The organism is Oricola indica (assembly GCF_019966595.1).
GTDB lineage: Bacteria > Pseudomonadota > Alphaproteobacteria > Rhizobiales > Rhizobiaceae > Oricola > Oricola indica.
In genome coordinates, this window is sequence record NZ_JAINFJ010000027.1 from 1 (window position 1) to 16552 (window position 16552).

Here is a 16552-nt window from a genome sequence, read left to right on the forward strand (position 1 = left end):
TTCGTACGGCCTGACAGGCCAACACCGAAGTAGGCTGCGGATTTGAGATCGTAGCTGGCAGCAAGTGCCTCCATGACAGCATCGAGGCTCTTGCGATCCTTTACCTCGGCAATCCGTGATAGTGTGGTGTTGAAGCCTGATCCACCGGCAAACGACATATGTGGTCCCCTACTGGAGGTCTACCGCGAGCATTGCTAGATCCCGACGAACTCCAACAATCGCCGCGGTCCAACGGACGAAAAAAATCGGCTGGCGACCGCACGTTAATACCGCGCCGACGCCAACCAGTTGCCAGGGGTGGAAAGGTTGCAATCCTCGCCCTGGTGGGAGGAACCGAATGAGCCGACGATCAACCCCGCTCTCAGGGTCGCTGCAGAAGTTTCCCGAAGCAAAACCCAGACTGGCTTGGCGACCAGTCACACCGATGAAAATGGAGGCAGACCGCAAGACCTGCTTCCATCCGGAATCTTAATGCGCCAAGGGTTGCACAGCGGCAGGATCAATCCGCAGTTTAATCTCGGACCCAACATCGACGTTTTGCAAGCGACGAACGGGGATCTGCGCCTTGACGGTGCAACCACGAGATACATCCACCCAAAGGTCGACATGCGCACCCAGATTGACCATTTTATCCACACGCCCCGGAAGAACGTTTTCAGCCGTTTCACCTGGCTGGACCAGTTGCACATTTTCCGGGCGCACACAGCATAGTTCGATCTTGCCCGGTGCAAGTGACGCAGATGGATCCGCAATGAGCACAGTCCCACCTTTAAGCGTGAGCCGAAGCTTGCCCTTTTCTTCATCCACTTTTGTGACCGGCAACAGGTTTGACTTGCCGATGAAGTCCGCCACGAACGCGGAGACCGGATTCTGGTAGATGTCGACCGGGCGACCCTCCTGCGCAACGACACCGCCCGACATGACGACAACGCGATCAGACATGGCCATCGCCTCCTCCTGATCATGCGTCACGTAGACAAAGGTCATGCCCAGTGCTTCCTGGATTTCCTTGAGCTCAACCCGCATGGCTTCGCGCAGCTTGAGGTCGAGGTTTGAAAGCGGCTCGTCGAGCAGCAACACGGAAGGTTGAGGTGCGATCGCGCGGGCCAGCGCCGTACGTTGTTGCTGACCACCCGAAAGCTCTTTCGGATAGCGGGATTCATAGCCTTCAAGATGTACGCTTCTTAGCGCATTCTTGACCGCAACTTCTGTCTCGGCCCTTGACTTGCGCTTCATCTTCAGACCAAAGGCAACGTTTTCAGCCACGGTCATATGCGGAAACAACGCGTAGTTCTGAAACACTAGACCGATATTGCGTTTTTCCGGCGGCACTCCCACCTGGTTAGTACCGCGAATGCGAATTTCACCCGACGTCGGCTCGTGAAAGCCCGCAACCATATTCAGTGTGGTGGTCTTGCCGCAGCCGGACGGGCCAAGAATGCTGACAAACTCTCCTTTGGGAACAATCAGATTGACCTTGTCGACAACCAGATTGCTGCCATAGCTCTTGGTCACATCGACTAGTTGGATGTCTGCGGTATCAGCGGAGCTCATTTACTTCCTCCATGTAGTTGCGCTGTAAACCCGCCGATTTTCTCAAACAGGAAGATCACCGCGAGAAGGAAGAGGAGGGAAGCGACATTGACGGCGGCCAAAACAGGATCAAGGCCGAATTCGAAATAGTTGATGACCTTAATGGGGAGAGTGATCTCACCGGGTCGGACCAAGAACAGGGCAATAGGCACATCATTAAAGGAGAGGATGAACGCAAAGGTCATACCGGAAAAAATTCCGGGCTTTATCAGCGGCAAGAGCACATGATAGACCCGCTGCCATTTGCTGGCGCCCAACACCTGCGCAGCACGATCAAGATTCGTGTCAAAATTGTAGATTGCCGTGACAATCATGCGGGTGGCAAAAGGCATGGTCAACACCACGTGCCCAAGAACCAGCCCCGGAAAACCGAGGTAGTGGTAAAGACCTGCGGAAGAGAAGAACAACACGATTGCCACGCCTTTGACGATCTGCGGCACCGCAAGCGGTGACAGTAAGAAAGACATGATGGCCGTGTGTCCGGGTACCTTACGATAGGCGACGGCATAGGCTGCCAGAGTGGCTAGAACGCCGGTGATGATCGCGACGAGCGCAGCTATCTTTGCACTGAGAATAAAGGGGTCAATCCATCTGGGAGCCCACATTCTCTGAAACCACTCAAATGTCCAGGTCCAGAACTCGAATGTGACGCTGACTGTGGGACTGACCGAGGCGGCGATCACCACCAGAAGAGGCAGTGCGATAAACAGCAATATCAGCACGAAGAAGGCCCAGTAGAGGGACGATAATATTACTCTGCTCATCACCTCACCTCACATGCAATCTGTTGACGATACGGTTTTCAGCACGGGTGCTGAAGAACGCGATACCAATCACAATGACCAGAAGCACGGTGGCCATAACAGCTGCCGCCGGCCAATTAACGAGCACCAAGACCTCACGATAAATCATCGTCGCAAGAACTTTGAACTTGATGCCACCTAGCAGCGCCGGCGTTGCATAGGCGGAAGCCGACAAGGTGAAGGCAATCAGGAAGGAGCTCATAATGCCGGGCAAGGACAGCGGGAAAACGATATGGCGTAAAACCGACAGCCGCGAAGCACCAAGGATTTGTGCGGATTTTTCCAGATTCTGGTCGATGCCCTGAATGCTGGTTAATAGTGACAATATCCCAAACGGCAGCAACACATGGGTCAGGCCCACCACCGCACCGAACATATTGCCGATCAGCGGCAAGGGCTCTTCAATCAGGCCAAGCGAGATCAGCGTGTCATTGATGAAACCATTTTTCTCCAGGATTACCAGCCAGCCATATGTACGTAGCACCACGCCAGCCAACTCCGGTGCAATGGCAAGGGCAAAAACAATCACCCGCCAACGAGTTGTCGACCGGGCCAGAAAATAGGCGATCGGATAGGCCATCACCGTTACGCTTATGGCCACCAAGCCCGACATGACGAGGGTACGCCTCAGCCCGTCGAGAGCCAGATCATCAGTAAAGAAGTCCTGATAATTGCTCAGACCAAAGCCGCCAAGCGTTGTCTCAAAGCTGAGCCCGATCATCATTCCCATTGGCAGGGCAAAGAACAATAGCAGCGCTGAGACAGGCGGGATCAGCGGCACATAAGCGCCCGGAGAGAGAAAGCTGCGGCGCTGACGCGCCGCAGAAATCGGTTCAGAAACGTTCATCGAAGACACGACCCTAGTTTGCGGCCGGAACGACTTCGCGTTCCCACCGGTCAGCCCATTCCGGCAACCGCGAGGCCGTGACGGACAAGTTTGGCAGGATCAGCTTCTGGATGTCTTCACGGGTTGTCACCTGTTTGGCACGGAAATCAGCAGGAAGGTCGACGTCAGCACGCGCCGTGCCTACCTGATATGCCAGCGCCCAGCTTTCCTGGCCGGTCTTGCTTAGCCAATAATCAATGAACATATGGGCCGCATCCTTATGCTCGGCCCCCACCGGCACATTTAGAGTGGCGACAAGCGGGACGGTACCTTCAGCCGGAATAATAAAATCAACCGGGACACCACCATTCTTCATGCCACCTGCCCGGCCGCTATAGAACGGCATGGCCCACGCGTCGCCTTCACGAATATATTTGTCCATCAAGGCGGATGTATCCTCGAATGCCAGCGCATGTGGCGCCAATTTGGTCAGCATCTCAAGACCAGGATCGACATCATTGGCATCGTTGCCGGCCATGGCCGAGTAAACCTGCAGCATCTGTGAGGCCAGCAGATTGTTAAAAGTTGGCAAAACAATCTTGCCGTTAAGCCTCGGATCGGCGAGGTCGTTCCACGACGTCGGAGCCGGATCCAGCTTGTCCGTGCGGTAGAGCAGTGACACATACTGCAGTTCATGTACGGCGCCACATTCACCTGCCAAGTCTCGCAACCCAGGATCAATGAAGGCGAGATTAGGTACCGCAGAGAGGCTCAATGGCTCCAGCAACCCGTCCTTGCAGCCATCAAGAGATTGCGCTGCCGTCATCACATTGACATCCCAGCCCGGATTGCCACCCGTGGCCTTGATCTTGGCATAGTCGGCCCCAGACGAACCCGTTTCATCATAGATGACATCAATGCCAGTTTCGGCAGCAAACGGTTTGATGATCGTTTCTTGGATCAAATCGCCGTAAGGCCCGCCGTATCCGTTGACGATGAGTTCTTGCGCATTCGCTTGTGCGCCTTGCAGGCCCAGTGCAAGTGATATGACTGATAAATAGTGGAACGTTTTCACGATAGATCTCCCCTTATCTTGGTTTGCGGCGTCAGTTTGCTTTGCCGATATCAACTATGTCTAATTCGGAATCCCAACGATTGATTGCTCATCCGAATGAATAGACGTGTGCTCTGAACTCCGCAGATGTGAGAATTCGTTAGTTGAATCGCTCGCAATACTCGACGCTTTGCCAGGGCTCGTAACGAACGTTGCGCACTCTACGAACGGGAATATTCCGGGTATGGGTGAATCGCTTCGCCAGCCAGCCCCGATGGAAATCTGATGAGTGAGGTCTTCTACCCGGCGCAGCACGACGCTGTCATTCGCAATGCTTTCAATCCATTCCGGTAAAAAGGTAATCCCTACCCCTGCCGATGCCAGAGCGAGAGCCGCAGCTGTGTTCGATGCTTCCACCGTTGTGTCAAGTTCAATGCCAGCATGGCAAATTTGGTCATAGACGGCCTCAAAACTTGATAGTTCAAACCGATTTAACGTGAAGACCCTTTCGTTGATGAAATCCCGGAGATTTAGTGTTTTGCGTTTGGCCAGAACCGAGCCTGACGGAATCACCGCAACAAACTGCTGGGACATCAGGGGTCGATACTTTAGTAGATTGCTGTTCGTTGGTGGTCGCATGATCCCAACATGACACTCGTCTCGTTCCAGTGCTTTGAGTAAGGCAGATGAATCGTAGATTTTGACGTTTAGCCGGGTTTTTGGGAACCGGTTGCGGAAACGCCGCAAGAGCACCGGAAGAAGTCGATGCGCAGCGGGATCGATCGCACCGATGCTTAATGCTTCACCACCTGGATTGCCGCCACCTGCGGCCAGCTTCGCCAACAGCACGGCCTCTTCTGCCTTGCTGAAAAGCTCGCGAACGCGAGGCACCAAAGCCTCCCCGGATGCCGTCAGTTCTACGCTTCGAGTAGAGCGTCTGAACAGAGCAACACCCAGGCTAACCTCAAGTTTTCGCACATTTTGACTGATCGTATGCTGGGTCATATTGAGGCGAACAGCGGCTCGGCCAAAATGTAGTTCCTCGGCTACGGCCAAGAAACACTTGAATCCCGACAGTTCTGGAAACTGGTTCAAGACATCCACCCGGGCTCGGATCACGCTCTTGCGGAGAACAAACCAATTCGCCAAGCCGAGGCCAGGATGGAGCGTTTCCCGCTTCCATTGCCCGGCCCAGCAGTTCAATTGCTGCGTCAGTTTGCTCGCTGATATCAGCGCGACAAATTCGTTTTTCTAATTAAACGCGCTCACGATGTAATTAGTCAAAGTCGTTTTTTTGGCGTTGATATTCTATAGGGTTATACCAACACGATCCAACCGTCAAATTTGTCGGCAGGAGTTAATTGCGCCATCTCCATAGAATGCATCGCTCTAGGGGATCCAAACGCAGGTGTTCAGCTATTGTGATTACGGGGTGGAAGCTTAGGATATTAGAGAGCACCGGCTCACACTAACCATCAGTCAGGTGAAGAAAAACGCCGAAGGACGGCTCGTCCTTCGGCGTTTTTCTTCGATGACTTGACCTCATCGGCGCAGCCAATCGCATGGCCAATAAGGCTGTTAAAGTCAGCCAACAACTTGATGACTGCCGGACAGGCGCGTCGTTTCCTCGTCCAGGATGTGTGCAAGCCTCGCGTCGTCGACTGGCTTGCCCTGAGCCAGCATCCGATTGTGTGCGTTGATTACGAGCTGACTGCGGATCCGCGGCTCGCGTGTCATCGCCGAATTGGCCAACTCGCGGCGAACAGTCATATTCCAAACCATATCATGGCGCTGACGCTCGGGACAGAATGTAAATTCAGGGGCGTCGCGTTGCGCGCGGCTCGCACGTTCCTTCTGTGTGGCCAATTCGTCGATGAGACCGTTAGCGTCAAATACCACCCCGTAAACCCGCGCCGCACGCTCACGCGACAACATATCGTCCTCTATCTCGCTTGCAATCGAACTAACATTGCGCTCGAGTGGGTTGCCGAAGCCGCCTCCGCATGGCGCAGTGATGCGCACCACATCACCCTGAGCCATTTCCAGAATTGAAATCTTGCCGATCGAACGCTCGTCCGGACGCCCCGGATTAACAACGGTCTGACCAAGTTGTCCATGTTCGCCGCCACGAAAACCCCAAGGCGCAAAAACGAAGCGGTTCATGTTGCGCACAGTCATGACGGCCCGATGTGCCGTGTTCTCGATCTCCATCTCGATCGCAGCGCCACTGACATATTTGCCCGCACTCCGTGTGTCACGAACATTGCGGACTGCCTGCATGACCAATGAGGTTTCAATTTCAATCACCTCAACCGGAACGCGCCGCTGTGAATAGCGAACGGCTGTGCCGTCAACGCCATCACATTTATTGCGGGCGCCGCCCCCGCCGGTAATAGTGCTGGCCACGCTCACACGATCTTGGCCGGTTCGCGGGTCAGGCGCGGCAACAACGATGACCCCGGCATTTCCAGAATCTGCAGCTGCTAGCCCTTCTGGCAACGCCTGATCAAGACACCCTAGGATCAAGTCATATGCACGGGTCGCGGAGGCTGCGCGCGAACCGCCTGAGCACGGATAGACACCATTTAATACTGTCCCGCGAGGGGCATGCCCGTTGATCGGTCGCAGCACGCCGGAATTGCGCGGCATGAGTGGGTCCATTGTCAGGATAAAGGCATAAAGGCACTGGATAATATACGGATGCGTGCCCGCTCCACTTACGAGGTTGTAAGCGGCTGAAAGTTGCGGATCGGTTCCGGTGAAATCAACCTCAATTTCATCATCGTTGATTGTCATCGTCGCGGTGAAGTAAGCCAACTGATCCTGGTGAATTCCTTCCAGATAGTCGGAAAAGGAATAAACACCGTTGGGAATTTCCTTGATTACGGCACGGCATTTGGCTTCAGCATAATTGAGCACATCGTCCATGCCCTCTTCCACCGATTGCCGCCCATACCGGCCGCACAATTCCTGCATCCGCCGTTCCATGCTCTTCAGCCCGGAGATCATGGCTTGGATGTCACCCCAGAGTTCAGTCTGAATGCGGCTGTTGTCCAGATAGATGTTCTTGACGATCTCGTTGAGAACGCCCCGGTCATAAAGCTTGACCGGGCGCACGCGTAGCCCCTCCTGAAATACTTCGGTGAAGGCCGGGGAAATACTGCCGGGGACGGCACCGCCGATATCAGAGGCGTGCACAAAGGCCCAGCCAACCGCAATAAGTTTGTCGCGATCAAAGATGGGATAGAGCAAAGTGATATCCATCAAATGAGTCACAAGGCCGTCTGTGGCAAAGGGGTCATTTGTTATGATGACGTCGCCCCGATGTAGGTTCTCAAGCCCGATAGCATCCAGCGTCGGCTTGATGGGTGAGCCCATAAAAACATTAACACCGGACAGCATGGGATAGGCGAACATCTCGCCATCAGGTGTCGCGATCGCGCATTGGTAGTCTTGCACCAATTTCACGAAAGTGGTGTGGGCGGTGCGGTAGATTGCGGCCGAAGCCTCTTCAACGATGGCGTTGAAACGGTTGTTCATAATAGCGGTGCGAACGGCATCCATGATTAGCTCCGAGTCATAAGAATTGAACCAAATGCACCCACGCGCGCGACATAGTCGGGCGGGACCACGATGGTTGCGTCGGGTTGTTCAATCACAGCAGGCCCCTGAATGGCTTCTCCTTCGGCGAGAAATACGCGGTCATAAATGCTCACGTCTGGAAAAACCTTCCCGCTAAAGCGCATCGACCGGTGGCCCGTGAGAGATCTGCCTTCCCGAACGGTTTCTCCCGAGTCCGGCTCAGGGATAGTCATCCCCCCACGTACACGCATGCGTAGATCAACAAATTCAACGGGCGAACTGCGGTCGCAATGACTGTAGATGCGCTGATGTTCGGCGTGAAAGGCCTCATACATTGTGGTCAGATCCCTCTGGTCGATGGCTTCGTCAGGCAATCGCACATCGACCTGAAAGGATTGACCCGCGTAGCGCATTTCGGCCCAGCATTCGAATTTGGTCGATACCAGCCGTTTGGCAGGCGCCTGCCGGGACAACCATGCTGCGCTCTGATCACGCAACTGGGCGAACTTTTGGGCAATCAATTCCGCATCGACATCTGCTCCGTGTACCGTCTCAAGCAGGTCATTGCTCAGCTCCGAAACCAGGCCGCCAAGTGCACAAAACACTGATGGTGTTGTTGGCACAATGATACGTTTTACGCCGATTTCCGCAGCCAGAAGAGGGCCATGGATCGCTCCAGCCCCACCATAGACCAACAATGCCAAGTCTTCGGGGTCAACGCCATGACGGGCCAGATAGGGCATCACCCCGGCCACCATGTTCGAACTAGCAACGGCTATGCACATTTCGGCGGCACCTAGTACATCTTGGCCAAGTGCGTCCGCGATTGGAGACATGGCTCGCGATGCTGCTTCTCGATCGAGACGCATTCCAACACCCCGAAGATCCTCCGGCATGTATCCGGCCAGGAGATAAGCATCGGTAAGCGTAGGCGCCGTGCCCCCGCGCCCGAAACAGGCTGGGCCAGGATAGGAACCTGAGCTTTCCGGACCAACGCGCAATACACCATTGTCCATCACGGCAACGGAGCCGCCACCGGCACCAACCGCCTCGATACCGGTTACCGGCATCACAACCGGAAAGTCGCCAACTTCAGCATCGTTGGAGGTAAGCACCTCGCCATCGCGGACAATGGAAATATCAGTACTGGTGCCGCCCATATCGAGAGTCAAAATATTGTTCTCTCCCATGGCACGGCCGAGATATTGGACCGCAGTCACGCCCGAAGCCGGGCCCGAAAGCAACGTATGCACTGGGAATTTACGGGCTTCCTCGGCTGCCATCGCGCCACCGTTGGAACGGGTGACAAACAGCTGCGAACCCGGCAATCGGCCTGCGACATAGGTTTCCACCTTGCCAATGTATTCATCCATCCGCTTGCGCACAAAAGCATTGAGCACACTGACAATCGCCCGTTCATACTCACCGATCCGCGGCCAGATCTCGCTTGAAAGGCTGATTTCTGCGTGCTGACCGGCCACCTTGCGGATGGCTTCGGCCATCGCCTCCTCGTGCCGGGCATTGGCATAGCTGTGCAGGAAGGCAACCGCAAAACCTTCAGCCCCTGCAGCCACGGCCTTTTGCGCCAGCGCTTCAAGCGCAGATTGATCAACCGGGGTCCGCACAGCACCGCCGCGCATAAGACGCTCTTCGACCTGAAAAACCATTGAACGACCGATCAGCGGCTTGGTACGCTGCTCGAAAATATTCAGAGGATTTTTGAGCCCCATGCGCTGCAGTTCAAGCAAATCGCGATAGCCCTCCGTCACAAAGAAAGCAACTTTCGGACCCTTGCGTTCAATAACAGCATTGGTACTAACTGTTGTGCCGTGCATTACGAGGGCGGACTCATTGTCGGAGGGTGGTAGACGTTCCAACAATGCTTCAAAGCCGTTCTTGAACCCTTCCTCAAAAAGACGGTGGCGTTGAAGGGACCTTCAAACTAACAATATCTTGGCTGCCTTCGCGCCAACCGCAAAAATCTGTAAATGTGCCACCTATATCAACGCCAATCCTAAGCATATCCCATATTATCTCCGCAGTTTTCAATTCAGTTGACTTCGGCGTTGAAATCCTCGCAGGACAATTCGAACCCTGCGTCCGCATTTTGATCGCCGCCTATGATGCGAAGCTGAGTAATCGAATCCATCTCGAATACATCAAGCTTTACCGCCAAACCCGTCAGTTCAACTTTGCCGCTTAAGACAACGTACCACCTCGGATCGACCCAGTAGAAAGTGGGATTTGAGAAGATTAATCGCGCAGCGCAATCAATCTAGCGAACTCATCACGTTAGATGCTGAATATCAGTCGTGCTATCGCGGGATGAGCTGACCCAGCTTGTTTTGAGCAACATCTCTGGCCGCTTGGGAAAAAGCGCGAATAAGTTCTCGATTTCGAACCGATTGCGGTCTGCAGATCAAGAAGCCGCTCGAAATCTTCGGCAAGAACGGTCGTGCAATGACCCTGTCCGAAACCTGTTCCAACATCAGCGGATGAACCAATGCAATGCCCAGGCCGGCTGCGACGAGTTCACAAACAGTGGTGGCCGCGGTTGCTTCGATCAATCTGTCTAGGGTAACGCCCTCGGACTCGAGCACCGTTTCGATCCGTCTTCGCGTATAGCTGTCAGGCTGAAACGCAACAAAGCATTCATCCTTCATCAATTCCGGCGTGAGAACTTGATGGTGCGCTTTGGCATGGCCAATGGGCAATATGCAGCAGAATGGTTCGTCATCTAGCTGTTCCACTGCCAGGTGCGGGTGCTCAGGTGCTGTTGTGACGATCCCGACATCAAGCTGTTGAGTGTGCAGCCATTCGATCAGAAACTGTGACGACCTCGTGTGGATGCGTACATGAACTGTAGGATGCTGTTCTAGGAAATGGGAGACCACCTCAGCTATGAACTTGCCGCCCAATGCCGGCATGACACCAACTTCGAGCCGTCCGCGCTCTTCCCGTCGAGCCGCCTCCACAGCTCGCGCAATCTGGTCTACGCCAGAAAATATCCGGTCAATTTCTTCATAGAGGCGCATTCCTCGATCTGTTAAAACAAGGCGTCCGCTTTCTCGATCGAACAACTTTAGATCTATATCTTCTTCAAGATTGATCAGGAGTTTGCTCACAGCTGGTTGCGAAATTCGGAGCAACTCAGCCGCTCTGCTTACCGTGCCAACCTCAACAACTGCCCTGAATGCTTCGATTTGTCGAAGGCTCGGTGGACGCATGGTATAACCCTACAGAATACCTGTCTTAAGATTTTGCTTTTGACCTACTAGCACGTGAGTTTCTAACCTGACAACGTTCAGGGAGAATCCCGCATGCAAATGAGCGATATAATTGTTGTCGGCGCAGGGGTCGTCGGATCCGCGATCGCATTCGGATTGGCGAAAAGACATCATCGCGTCGTCGTGCTAGACGGCGATCGAGCCGATTTTCGAGCTTCGAGGGCAAATTTCGGTTTGGTGTGGGTGCAAGGCAAAGGCGAAGGCCTTCCCGCATACCAATCCATTACGCAAAAAAGCGCATTGGACTGGTCAGACTTTGCACGCCAGTTGAAAGACGTCGTAGAGACGCCTCTCGCTTTAGAACAGGACGGAGGTCTCATCTATTGTCTGAGCGATGATGAGTGGGATGCACGTCTCTCGAAAAATCAAAGACTTGCGGAACAGCAGCCGAACCGCAACTCCGACACCGAAATGCTGGATAGAGCCAGCCTCGAGCGGATGCTGCCGAATGTCGAACTTGGGCCGGAAGTCGTTGGCGCCAGTTTTGGCCATTTGGACGGTGCTGCAAATCCCCTGGAATTACTGTGTGGTTTACACGGCGCAATTGTTCGGTTGGGTGGGAGAATTGAGTTCCAATCCCCGGTCAAATTCATTCGACCCACCAGTGAAGGTTTCGAAGTCCACTCAGGCACCGAGACTTATGCCGCAAGCAAAATTGTACTGGCGGCAGGTCTTTCGACAAGTGAGCTGGCGCTGTCGCTTGAGATGAATATCCCATTAAGGCCCCAACGGGGTCAGATCATAGTAACTGAGCGACTGGGCCGCATTTTACACCTACCCGGCAGTGGCTTACGGCAAACTCGTGAAGGCACAATAATGATCGGGGCAACACATGAAGATGTCGGGTTCAACGTCGAAACGTCGTCTGAGGCAGCAGCGCAATTATCACGACGTGCGACACGCATTTTACCGGCCTTGAAGGATGCCACGATCGTACGCCAGTGGTCGGGACTTCGCGTGTTAAGCCCCGACGGGTATCCCATATATGCTCAGTCTTCCCGCTATCCCGGAGCCTTCTCGGCCAGTTGCCATTCTGGCATCACCTTAGCTGCTTTCCACGCGAATGAATTGGCGGATGCCATTTCGAGAACGTCGCTAGACGGAATGTTTGAGGCATTCACCCCGGAGAGATTTGATGTTCAAGAACGCGCATAGCGAGAGGCGTAGATCAGTGCAGATTATCGTCGATGGCAATGCCGTTGAGGCGTTCGAGGGCGAGATGGTTGCTGGTGTTCTGGCCAGGCTGGAGCCATTTTTTGCGCGAACCAACCCGGTAAGCGGCGAAACGCGAGCCCCCTATTGCATGATGGGGGTCTGTTTTGAATGCCTCGTTGAAGTGGACGGGGTTAGGTCGGTGCAATCCTGCATGACCGCTGTGCGCAGCGGAATGAATATCGTGCGCCAGTATTGTGGGAACGAGGTTCAGTAATGCGCGGCGAATATGATCTCGTTGTAGTTGGTGCAGGCCCCGCCGGCATGGCAGGCGCACTCAGCAGCGCGGAGCGGGGATTATCGGTACTTCTTGTCGATGAACAGGCAGCTCCAGGCGGTCAAATCTGGCGAGCAGTTGACCGCAATGATGAAAGTAACTTCAGTAAATCGCTGGGCGATGACTATCGAAAAGGTGCACAACTTACCAGAACGCTACGCGACAGTTCCGTAGAAACCTGTTTCAACGCCAAAGTTTGGCAAGTTGAAGACCAATTCAAGGTTTTCCTCAGTGTTGGACGTCGGTCTCGTTTAGTTAACGCAAGGGCAATTCTACTCGCCACTGGTGCACAAGAACGACCTAATCCGTTCCCGGGTTGGAACTTGCCGGGCGTGATGACGGTTGGGGCGGGGCAGATTCTGATGAAAAACGGAGGCTCTATTCCCAGTAAACCTGTATGGATTGCGGGGACAGGACCATTGCCTCTACTATATATGAAGCAGTTGCTGGACCTCGGCGGCGCTGTAGCGGGATACGTTGACACCGCGCCGGCCAGCAATCTTTGGAGATCTCTGCCTCTGCTCCCACTCGCCCTGTCGGCGCCCAAGAACCTCTTTAAAGGCGTAGCGTGGCTGGTAAAATTGCGCCGTGCCGGCGTACCGTTCTATAGGGCTTCAGATGGTCTTGAAGCCGTTGGCTCAAACACGTTGGAAGCGGTACGATTTAGAAGCGCACGCAAGCAAACGCTGGAATTTCCTACGGATCTACTTCTCACGCACGAGGGAGTGGTTCCGAGTGTTCATTTTTCGATGGCGCTCGGATGCGAACACGAATGGGATCCTGCACAATTGTGTTTTGTCCCACGCCTGAATTCCTGGGGAGAATCGAGCCGGGCGGGAATCTTCGTTTCGGGTGATGGTGGTGGCATCGCGGGGGCCGACGCCGCTGTTGAACTCGGAATCATTGCAGGCATCGGCATCGCAACTAAACTAGGCGTGATAAGCGAACAAACTGCGTTAGCCAGCGCAGCGTCATCACGGCGAAAGCTTCGGCGTTTGCTTTCAATGCGTCCATTCCTCGATGCGCTTTATCGGCCGCGTCCAGAGGTCTTCTTTCCATCGGATAATACACTGGTGTGTCGTTGCGAGTGCAAGACAGCGGGAGAAATCCGATCGGTAGCAAAAGAGTGTGGCGCTGATCTCGCGATGGTGAAAAGTGCGACGCGTGCCGGCATGGGTCCATGCCAGGGGCGACAATGCGGGTACACGATTGCGGCATTGATTGCCGAAGCACAGCAGGCATCGCAAGGAAGCGTTGGCTTCTTGAACATCCGCGCGCCATTGAAACCAGTGACGCTGGGGGAGATGGCCAATTTGAGCTTTGAGGTAACATCAAACGGTGAAACGACGCCGTTCTCGCAAACTTCTCGCCGATCGAAATGACAGTGGCGATGATCGTATCAAGAGAAGAGATTTGACATGCAGGTTGGTATCGCAGGCGCAGGTGCCGTAGCTATTGGATACACGGGATATCTACTTGAACGGGGACATATTCCCGAAATTTGGTCTCCTTCCGGAAGGGGCACAAAAGCGTTTGAGACCTGCTCGGTCCGATTGACGGGAATGGTGGAATGCAGCTTCGCGCCACAGACATGCGGCAGTGCGCAGGAATTGGCGAAGAACGACGTAATCATAATCGCGCTTCCAGCGAATGGCCACCGCGTTGTTTTGGACGCGTTGGCCCCTTATCTTGAAGAGCGACACTCGATCATCATTTCGGGGCATCTATCCTTCGCTGGTTTGTATCTCTCAAAGATACTGGCGGATCGGGGTCTCAAGATTCCTATTTGCGCCTGGAGCACTACCGCGTTGACGGCGAAGTTCCAGGATTCTCCTAATGAAGTCCGAGTAGGAGTTGTTCGAAAGAATATTGATATGGCTGTGCTGCCATCTCAATTCTCAGAGAAGGCAACCGCCATATGCGTAGACCTTTTCGGCCCTTGCTTCAGCCTTAAAGAGGACTTGCTCACGATTTCCCTCAGCAACCTCAATCCGCAGAACCATTTGGCGATTGCTTTGTGCAATCTAACGAGGATTGAGCAAGGCGAGCGCTGGCACCAGAACAGCAATATCACACCTCTGGTTGGAAACCTTTTGCTTGAACTGGACAACGAGCGGATATCGATTGGTCGAGCGGTTGGTAGAGAGATCCGCACTCTGGCTGAGAACTTCAAAGCGACCCTCGAAATCTCCGGGGGGTCGGTCGCTGAAATGTATCAAATTCAGGCCCGTCGAGGAAATGACCCATTCGGGCCAACTGATGCAAACACACGATACGTCCTAGAGGACGTTCCTTACGGGCTTGTTCCGTTAGTCATGCTGGCAGACTTGACCTCGACCGAGGTGCCATTGCACCGGAGCGGTATTCAAATCCTCGGTGCTTGCTATGGACGTGATTTTGCCCGCGAAAACAATTTGCTCGCTGAGATCGATGTTCGCGACCTTAACACACTGAGACAGCTCGCTGCCGACGGATACCCCGTAGCGAACTGAATGTACGCTAGCTTCAATCATGTGCGCTCAAACGAATAATGGCGCAAAAGGAAATCAATTGACCGTAAGCGCCTTTGAACTTTTCAAGATTGGTATTGGGCCATCGAGCTCTCATACCGTAGGACCTATGATTGCGGCGAAACGTTTTCGAAGCCGTATGTCCGGTGGTGATATTGCGGCACGCGAGGTCAGAGCAACCCTTTATGGCTCGTTGGCGTGGACTGGCAAAGGCCACGGAACCGATAGCGCGATTTGTTTGGGCCTACTTGGACAGGATCCTGAGAGCCTGACCTAAAAAGAATTGAGTGATATCAGCGGGTTGTGATTCCGTCGGATTTGCGAAGATTCGATGGAGAACACGATGCCCTGGACTGATATCACCCGGTCTCACTATGTTCGCCAGCACTGCCGTTATGCAAGCGATCTCAGCGATGCGGAATGGCGATTGATCGAACCTTTGCTGCCGTCGCAGCGTCGGCTCGGCCGCCCTCGCAAGGCGGACTTGCGCGAGGTGATGAACGCGATCCTTTACATGGCCTCGACCGGCTGCCAGTGGCGGATGCTGCCGAAGGAGTTTCCGCCCTTCACGACGGTGCAGAACTATTTCTACGACTGGCGCGACAACGGCATCATGCGCTTGGTCAGCAACACCTTGGTCGCCCAGGCCCGCGAGAAGGAAGGCCGGGAAGTCAGCCCCTCGGCCGGCGTGATCGACAGCCAGTCGGTGAAGACCACCGAAAGCGGCGGAACACGGGGCTTTGACGCGGGAAAGAAGATCAATGGCCGCAAGCGTCACATCGTCACCGACACGAGCGGATTGCTGGTCGGTCTCGTCATTCACAGCGCCGCCATCCAGGATCGGGACGGAGCGCCGCAAGTGCTTCGAACCATTCGGAGACGATGGCCATGGCTTCGTCATGTGTTTGCAGACGGCGGCTATGCCGGGCCAAAACTGAAGCGCGCGATTGAGAAGGTCGGCGCCTTCGCTCTTCAAATCGTCAAACGATCCGATACCGCCAAGGGCTTTGAGGTCCTGCCGCGCCGGTGGGTGGTCGAGCGGACATTCGCATGGCTGGGACGATGCAGAAGGCTTGCCAAAGACTTCGAACGAACCATCGCCTCTGCCGAGGCATGGCTCTTCGTCGCGCACATTCGATTGCTCACCCGGCGTATCGCAAGGACCTGATATCGTGCCGTTCTTTTTGATTCAGGCACTGAGACTGTCCAACTAGAAAGCATCCCCCTGCTGTTGAACGATTTGGCGAGCACGAAATGCATCAAGTTGGGAGGCGGCCGGAAGGTCGCCTTCGATCCCTCAACGTCCCTCCATTCGGAAAAAAAGAGCCGCCTAGAGCGTTTTCCGATCATTCTGGGTCATATCCGCACGATCTGAAGTAGTTGTCGCATTCGTCAGGCTGGAAGATGT

The 16552-nt window shown here is 54.4% G+C and carries 14 protein-coding genes and 1 pseudogene; 6 read left to right on the plus strand and 9 right to left on the minus strand.

Going from position 1 to position 16552, the window contains the following annotated elements; genetic code table 11:
• Positions 1 to 468: 468 nt before the first annotated feature.
• The 9 genes from LC343_RS24470 to LC343_RS24510 all read right to left on the minus strand — a co-directional run bounded on the left by LC343_RS24470 (position 469) and on the right by LC343_RS24510 (position 11085).
• A complete protein-coding gene (locus LC343_RS24470) occupies positions 469 to 1554 on the minus strand; it encodes an ABC transporter ATP-binding protein (RefSeq protein ID WP_223479773.1) in 1086 nt (361 codons plus the stop codon).
• Entirely contained in the window at positions 1551 to 2357 is an 807-nt protein-coding gene (locus tag LC343_RS24475) for an ABC transporter permease (RefSeq protein ID WP_223479774.1), read from the minus strand. The genes LC343_RS24470 and LC343_RS24475 overlap by 4 nt, the downstream gene beginning before the upstream one ends.
• Before the next feature lie 4 nt (positions 2358 to 2361).
• The gene (locus LC343_RS24480; RefSeq protein WP_238484468.1) at positions 2362 to 3243 is read right to left on the minus strand and encodes an ABC transporter permease; all 882 of its coding nucleotides are present in this window, start codon (positions 3241 to 3243) and stop codon (positions 2362 to 2364) included.
• A 13-nt stretch (positions 3244 to 3256) separates the two neighbouring features.
• Entirely contained in the window at positions 3257 to 4297 is a 1041-nt protein-coding gene (locus tag LC343_RS24485) for an ABC transporter substrate-binding protein (protein WP_223479776.1), read from the minus strand.
• A gap of 60 nt (positions 4298 to 4357) precedes the next feature.
• Entirely contained in the window at positions 4358 to 5371 is a 1014-nt protein-coding gene (locus tag LC343_RS24490; protein WP_223479777.1) for a LysR family transcriptional regulator, read from the minus strand.
• 489 nt (positions 5372 to 5860) lie between these two features.
• Positions 5861 to 7840: a hydantoinase B/oxoprolinase family protein gene (locus tag LC343_RS24495; protein WP_223479778.1), complete on the minus strand. Its 1980-nt coding sequence runs from the start codon at positions 7838 to 7840 to the stop codon at positions 5861 to 5863.
• A gap of 2 nt (positions 7841 to 7842) precedes the next feature.
• Complete coding sequence (locus tag LC343_RS24500) at positions 7843 to 9738, minus strand: hydantoinase/oxoprolinase family protein (RefSeq protein ID WP_338018615.1); 1896 nt, start codon at positions 9736 to 9738, stop codon at positions 7843 to 7845.
• A 28-nt stretch (positions 9739 to 9766) separates the two neighbouring features.
• Positions 9767 to 9964, minus strand: a complete 198-nt coding sequence (locus LC343_RS25420) for a hydantoinase/oxoprolinase N-terminal domain-containing protein (RefSeq protein WP_428982675.1) — start codon at positions 9962 to 9964, stop codon at positions 9767 to 9769.
• 209 nt (positions 9965 to 10173) lie between these two features.
• Positions 10174 to 11085, minus strand: coding sequence for a LysR family transcriptional regulator (locus tag LC343_RS24510; protein WP_223479779.1), 912 nt, complete (start codon positions 11083 to 11085; stop codon positions 10174 to 10176).
• A gap of 93 nt (positions 11086 to 11178) precedes the next feature.
• Between LC343_RS24510 and LC343_RS24515 the strand changes: the two genes are divergently transcribed.
• The 6 genes and pseudogenes from LC343_RS24515 to LC343_RS24540 all read left to right on the plus strand — a co-directional run bounded on the left by LC343_RS24515 (position 11179) and on the right by LC343_RS24540 (position 16312).
• Positions 11179 to 12300 (plus strand): NAD(P)/FAD-dependent oxidoreductase, encoded by a 1122-nt coding sequence (locus LC343_RS24515; RefSeq protein WP_223479780.1) that lies wholly within the window; start codon positions 11179 to 11181, stop codon positions 12298 to 12300.
• 16 nt (positions 12301 to 12316) lie between these two features.
• Entirely contained in the window at positions 12317 to 12574 is a 258-nt protein-coding gene (locus LC343_RS24520; protein ID WP_338018616.1) for a (2Fe-2S)-binding protein, read from the plus strand.
• On the plus strand, positions 12574 to 14016 hold the full coding sequence (locus LC343_RS25185; protein WP_223479782.1) for an FAD-dependent oxidoreductase: 1443 nt from the start codon (positions 12574 to 12576) through the stop codon (positions 14014 to 14016). Before LC343_RS24520 ends, LC343_RS25185 begins: the two co-directional genes overlap by 1 nt.
• A 36-nt stretch (positions 14017 to 14052) precedes the next feature.
• Positions 14053 to 15126 (plus strand): NAD/NADP octopine/nopaline dehydrogenase family protein, encoded by a 1074-nt coding sequence (locus tag LC343_RS24530; protein WP_223479783.1) that lies wholly within the window; start codon positions 14053 to 14055, stop codon positions 15124 to 15126.
• A 19-nt stretch (positions 15127 to 15145) separates the two neighbouring features.
• Positions 15146 to 15415: pseudogene (locus LC343_RS24535) on the plus strand (serine dehydratase beta chain); the annotation flags it as partial.
• A 72-nt stretch (positions 15416 to 15487) separates the two neighbouring features.
• Entirely contained in the window at positions 15488 to 16312 is an 825-nt protein-coding gene (locus LC343_RS24540) for an IS5 family transposase (protein ID WP_223479784.1), read from the plus strand.
• Positions 16313 to 16552 lie beyond the last annotated feature (240 nt).